Genomic DNA, 5,303 nt, shown 5'->3' on the forward strand with positions numbered 1-5,303 from the left:
CACACTAGCGGTTACGAGACGCTATATGCGCACACTAGCGGCTTTGCTAAAGGTATAAAAAGCGGAGTAAAAGTTAAGCAAGGTCAGCTCATCGCATATGTCGGAAACACGGGTATGAGTACGGGTTCGCACCTGCATTTCGGCGTTTATAAAAACGGTAACGCTATAAACCCGGAGACCGAGATAAAGGTAGCTAAAAGCGTATTTGCCTTAAATGAAAGCGCTAAATTTCAAAAATATATAAAGCAGTTTGAAAACAAGATAAAAGAGTATGCCAACAAGGATGAAATCCCTGAAAAAGAGCAAAAATTTGATGCGGCGATGGACTGGGAGCATCCTATAACCGAGCCAAAAGCAGACGTAAATTTGACGATGACGGATGCAAATTCTACCTTTTCTAGCGGAGATTTAAATTTAACTACGGAGACGAAAAGGGCAGAGGAAAATTTAACTAACATCGGCTCTTTAAAAACCGATATAAATTTGACAAAAGAGACAAAGGGTGACGACAAGGAAGACAATGCGACCAAAACCGAAGCAAATTTGACGAGCGAGCTTACAAGCAGCGCCGACGATGTAAATTTGACGGACTCAAATTTAACTAAAACAGAGTCAAATTTGACCGTGCAGCCTAAAGCCGAAAACAACTCCTCTGGGACCAAAACGGACGCAAACGAAACGGCAAATTTAGCCGCGGCAAAATCAGCAAAACCGGAGTCAAATTTGACCTCCGCAAAAGCGTCAAACAAGGCGGCAAGCAAGACTGAGCCAAAAAAATCAAGCAAAGAGGCGAAAAAATCTGAGTCAAATTCGTCCGCTAAAAATAAAGACAAAACAAAACAGACGGATAAGAAAAAGGACAAAACAAATAAAGAAACCAAAACCGAGTCCAAAAAGAAAAAAGACGTAAACGCCAGCAAAGATAAGTCTAAAAAGCAAAAAGACGCCGCCGATAAAAAGGCAAAATCAAAAGGCAAAACCGCCGAGTCAAGCGACAAAAAGAGTAAATGATGGAAGAAAACGAGCAATTAAACGAAGCCAAAGAACTGCTAGACTCGCACCTAAACGAGACGATCGATAAGGAGCTAAGCCCCGCCGACCTCGCCCAGCACCTAAAAACGCTCAAAAAGCACGATGAGGAGCTCTTTGGCGAGTATCTCGAAAAGCTCGACCCCGAGATCCTGGGCGACGTAGCGATCGAGATGCCAGATCACATGCTAAAGGACGTGATCGAGCAGATACCCAGCGACAAGATCATTGAGGCGATCGAGGAGCTAGAGAGCGACGACGCCGCCGAGCTTTTGGAGTATATCGAGGAGATCGACGAACAAAAGGCCAAGGAGCTCTTTGACGGCCTAGACAAGGACGATCAGGAGGAGATTTTACGTATCCGCAGCTACGACGAGGGCGAAGCGGGCGCGTTCATGCAGACGGAGCTTTTTAGCGCGCATATCGACGAGCAGCTAAAAACGGCGGTCGAGCGGCTAAGGCGCGAGAAAGAAGAAGGCAAACTAGAAAACGTCTCGCAGCTTTTTATCACCGACAAAAAGGGCGTTTTGCTCCATGCGGTGCCGCTTGAGGATCTGATACTATTTGACTTTAACCAAACCTTAAGAGAGATCATCGCAAAGAGCGAAGAGGATAAATACAAACCCAATGTAGCCGTCGATAACGAGCCTATCGAGACGGTCGTAGAAACGGTCGAAAACTACGATATGAACTCGATCGCGGTCGTCGATAGCAAGGGCTATTTGCTCGGTCGTATCACCACTGACGACATCCACGACTTTATAAAAGAAAGCGCCACGGAGCAAATTTATAACCTAGCCGGCGTCGACGACGAAGCTGAGGAAGAGGATACGAGCCTGGTTAAGGCCACTCGCGCGCGCGCCGTTTGGCTGCTTATAAATTTATTTACCGCGCTTATTAGCTCCTCGATCATCGGGCTTTTTGACGAGACTATAGCTAGCTACGTAGCGCTCGCGGTGCTGATGCCAATCGTAGCATCCATGGGCGGAAACACCGGCACGCAGGCGCTTACGGTTACCGTGCGCCGACTAACTCTGGGAGAGATCGAGTTTAAAAACGCCGCAAATGCGCTAAAACGCGAGGTCGGCATCGCGCTTATAAACGGACTAACCTTTGCGTTTTTGATGGGCGTTATCGCTTCTTTGTGGTTTAACCGCCCGATGCTTGGCGTAGTTATCGGCGCTTCGATGTTGATAAATTTGTTTTTCGCCGGATTTTTCGGTACTTTGATACCGCTAAGCTTAAAGAAATTTGACATCGATCCCGCCGTCGGCTCTGCCGTGCTGCTTACCACCGTTACCGATACGGTCGGCTTTTTTAGCTTTTTAGGACTGGCAAAATGGATACTTCTGTAAAAAATATCAAGATAGAAAATTTAACCTCCCCGCGCTACGTAAAGCCGTATCAAATTTCCTTTGATCTGTGCGAAAAGTCCGTCAGATGGGAGTGTATCAAGGCTCACGACAGCGTCTCGGTGCTGCTTTATCACGAGGACAAGGACGCGTTTTTGCTGGTTAAGCAGTTTCGCCCCGCCGTTTGGTTTAACCTGCAAGAAGGACGCGAGCTAAATTTGACGCAAAAGGGCGACGAGGGCTACACATATGAGCTTTGCGCGGGTCTGATGGATAAAGGCAAGAGCGAGGAGCAGACCGTCATCGAGGAGATCGCCGAGGAGACGGGCTTTGCCGTGAGCAAGGTGGAGCGCATAACCTCCACCCGCGGCGCGCTGGGATTTGGCGGAGCGAAGCAGACGATGTTTTTTGCTACGATAAACGATGCGATGAAGATCGGCGAGGGTGGCGGCATAGACGGCGAAAATATCGAGCCTGTTTACGTGCCGCTTGAGCGGGCGCGGGAGTTTATGTTTGACGAAACCAAAACCAAGGCTACGGGGCTGATGTTTGCTTTTATGTGGTTTTTTGCCAAATTTAACCGTTAGTTCGTGTCAAATTTCAAATTTCACGAAAAATAATCAAATTTAAGGAAAACAAATGCTAAAGAAAATAGTTTGCGTCGCTTTTTTGGCGTCCGCGGCTTTTGCCGCCGTGCCTGCTTTCGAGGAGGCGAGTGCGGAGCTAGCTCAAAACAACTACGACAACGCCTTAAAGCTTTTTGAGAAGTCTTGCTACGAGGAGAAAAATATCGTAGGCTGCTATGCCGCGGGCTTTATAAACATTAACGCCTATTCGCAAAACTCTAGCGAGGCAAAAGGCTTCGAGCAGTTTTCAAAGGCTTGCGACGCGGGAGATATGGACGGATGCAAATCTCTGGGCGATATCTACGAAAACGGACAGGCCGGACAGGAAACCGACTATAAAAAGGCGATGAAATTTCACGAAAAAGCTTGCGAGGGCAAAGTAGGCGCCGCATGCGCGAGAGTGGCCGGATACTACGACTACAACAGCGGGGGTACCGAGCAAAATTTAGCCAAAGCGTCTAAATTTTACGAAACCGCGTGCAAGTACGAGGACGCGAGCGGCTGCCACGCGCTAGCTGATATGTACGAAAGGGGCGAGGGTGTGAAAAAAGATGAGATAAAGGCGATGGATTTTTACGGGTTAGCTTGCGACTACGGCTCTAGGGGAGCTTGCGCCGATTTTAGAAAACTTTATAAAAACAAAAAATAAGGAGCCGCTATGTTTAAGAAAATTTATCTTGTTTTGATTTTAGCCGGATTGGCGGCCGCGCAGACGAATTTTGAGATCGCGACGAAAAAATACCTGCAAGATATGGGCGATAAAAACGTGCCCAAACTCTACGAAAAGTCGTGCCGCGAGGATAAAAACGCCGTAGGTTGCTACATAGCCGCGCAGCTAAAAGCCTATCAAACATACGACCTAAAAGACGATGACGAGTATGCGCGAATAAACAGCGAAGTTTTGGAGCTTTATAAAAGCGCTTGCGATCTTGGCTACGCTAAAGCTTGCTCGGCGGCAGGCGATTTTTACGACTCTAAGCCGTCAAATGACAATTTCGTCGTAGAGCCAGACGACACGGAAAAATCGGCCGAATTTTATGAAAAAGCATGCGAGAGCAAAGACGGGGAGGCTTGCCTAAAGATAGCTAAACAGCACGATAGCGCCTCAAAATTCGCCGATGCGCTAAAATACTATAAACTAGCCTGCGAAGCGAGAGAGGCCGAGGGCTGCTACAACGCGGCGGACATCTACGAGTCAGGCGACGGAACGCCTAAAAATAGCACCGAGGCGGCTAAATATTACGGTCTTGCTTGCGAAAACGGTCTTGGTCGCGGCTGCGCCAAATCTAAAAAATTTAGCAAATAGGAGGATGCGTTGAGAAAGATTATTTTAGCTGCGTTTTTAGCGGCGGCGGCCTTTGGCGGGAATTTTGAACAAGCTACGAAAATTTATCTAAAAAAATCGGACTTCGAAAACGGCGCACGACTGTTTGAAAAATCTTGCAACGACGATAAAAATGCCGCCGGCTGCTATATGGCGGCGTTTTTGGGCGAGCAGGGGCTCTCATATAACGACGATGACGGCGGCGAAAAGACCTTCGCGCTATATAAAAAGGCCTGCGATATGGGCGACATGGACGGCTGCACGGCCGTAGCCGCGGTGTACGAGGGCACCATACTGTGGCAAATCTCTCAGATAGACTACGAAAAGGCGGCGGCGCTTTATGAAAAAGCCTGCGAGGGCGGAGTCGGCGAGGCGTGCTATAGGGCAGCTGCTCATCACAGCGGCGAATACGGCGGCGCAAAAGATCCGCAAAAAGTCCGCAAATACTACTCGCTAGCCTGCGACCACAAGGACTCGCAAGGCTGCTATATGCTCGCGCAAGGATACGAAAAGAGCGAAAATGATATGAAAAAAGCGATGGATATCTACGGGACCGCTTGCGACTACGGATATACGGAAGGCTGCGTTAAATTTAGAGAGCTCGTTAAAAAAACGAAATAAAATTTCGCGCCTCGCTAGATTTTGGCTGCTGGGCGAGGTGCAGATTTAAATTTATGGAAAGATACTTTGTGCAAGTTTGTTTTTTCTTTTGCTAAATATTATTAATTCTGTTTTTGCCTTGCTTATGTTTATACCTTTATTTATTAAAAAGTATCGTTTGATTTCTAGATATTCTTGCGTTGCGGTTATAAAAATATTTATTATCGTGCCGTCTTTAAAATATATTGCCAAGCGGTCATATAGTAATCTATTAAAGCATATGCTGCCCTGCAATGCGCAAATAATGCTCTTTGGCAAAAAGAAAATCGCGATAAACAATATAGCTATGATTATAAAATCATTAAACATAAA

At 47.0% G+C, this 5,303-nt stretch carries 7 protein-coding genes; 6 read left to right on the forward strand and 1 reads right to left on the reverse strand.

Annotated features, from left to right (window positions below; genetic code table 11):
- The 6 genes from Q0338_RS06300 to Q0338_RS06325 all read left to right on the forward strand — a co-directional run.
- Positions 1-1,011, forward strand: a 1,011-nt coding sequence (locus tag Q0338_RS06300) for a M23 family metallopeptidase (RefSeq protein ID WP_298086020.1), incomplete at its 5' end; no start/stop codon positions are given.
- The gene (mgtE, locus tag Q0338_RS06305; protein ID WP_298086026.1) at positions 1,011-2,384 is read left to right on the forward strand and encodes a magnesium transporter; all 1,374 of its coding nucleotides are present in this window, start codon (positions 1,011-1,013) and stop codon (positions 2,382-2,384) included. The genes Q0338_RS06300 and mgtE, both read left to right, overlap by 1 nt.
- Positions 2,369-2,968: an NUDIX hydrolase gene (locus Q0338_RS06310; protein WP_298086021.1), complete on the forward strand. Its 600-nt coding sequence runs from the start codon at positions 2,369-2,371 to the stop codon at positions 2,966-2,968. Before mgtE ends, Q0338_RS06310 begins: the two co-directional genes overlap by 16 nt.
- Positions 2,969-3,020: 52 nt before the next feature.
- Positions 3,021-3,656: a tetratricopeptide repeat protein gene (locus Q0338_RS06315; protein ID WP_298086022.1), complete on the forward strand. Its 636-nt coding sequence runs from the start codon at positions 3,021-3,023 to the stop codon at positions 3,654-3,656.
- 9 nt (positions 3,657-3,665) lie between these two features.
- A complete protein-coding gene (locus tag Q0338_RS06320; RefSeq protein ID WP_298086023.1) occupies positions 3,666-4,313 on the forward strand; it encodes a sel1 repeat family protein in 648 nt (215 codons plus the stop codon).
- 9 nt (positions 4,314-4,322) lie between these two features.
- Complete coding sequence (locus tag Q0338_RS06325; RefSeq protein WP_298086024.1) at positions 4,323-4,952, forward strand: tetratricopeptide repeat protein; 630 nt, start codon at positions 4,323-4,325, stop codon at positions 4,950-4,952.
- 51 nt (positions 4,953-5,003) lie between these two features.
- Here Q0338_RS06325 and Q0338_RS06330 read toward each other — a convergent pair.
- On the reverse strand, positions 5,004-5,303 hold a 300-nt coding region (locus Q0338_RS06330; protein ID WP_298086025.1), incomplete at its 5' end, for a hypothetical protein.

It is taken from the genome of uncultured Campylobacter sp. (genome assembly GCF_938018145.1).
Classification (GTDB): Bacteria; Campylobacterota; Campylobacteria; order Campylobacterales; family Campylobacteraceae; genus Campylobacter_A.

Coding starts and splice junctions, on each gene's coding strand:
- Q0338_RS06315 (WP_298086022.1), top strand. CDS start 3,021: ATGCTAAAGAAAATAGTTTGCGTCGCTTTTTTGGCGTCCGCGGCTTTT.
- mgtE (WP_298086026.1), top strand. CDS start 1,011: ATGGAAGAAAACGAGCAATTAAACGAAGCCAAAGAACTGCTAGACTCG.
- Q0338_RS06310 (WP_298086021.1), top strand. CDS start 2,369: ATGGATACTTCTGTAAAAAATATCAAGATAGAAAATTTAACCTCCCCG.
- Q0338_RS06320 (WP_298086023.1), top strand. CDS start 3,666: ATGTTTAAGAAAATTTATCTTGTTTTGATTTTAGCCGGATTGGCGGCC.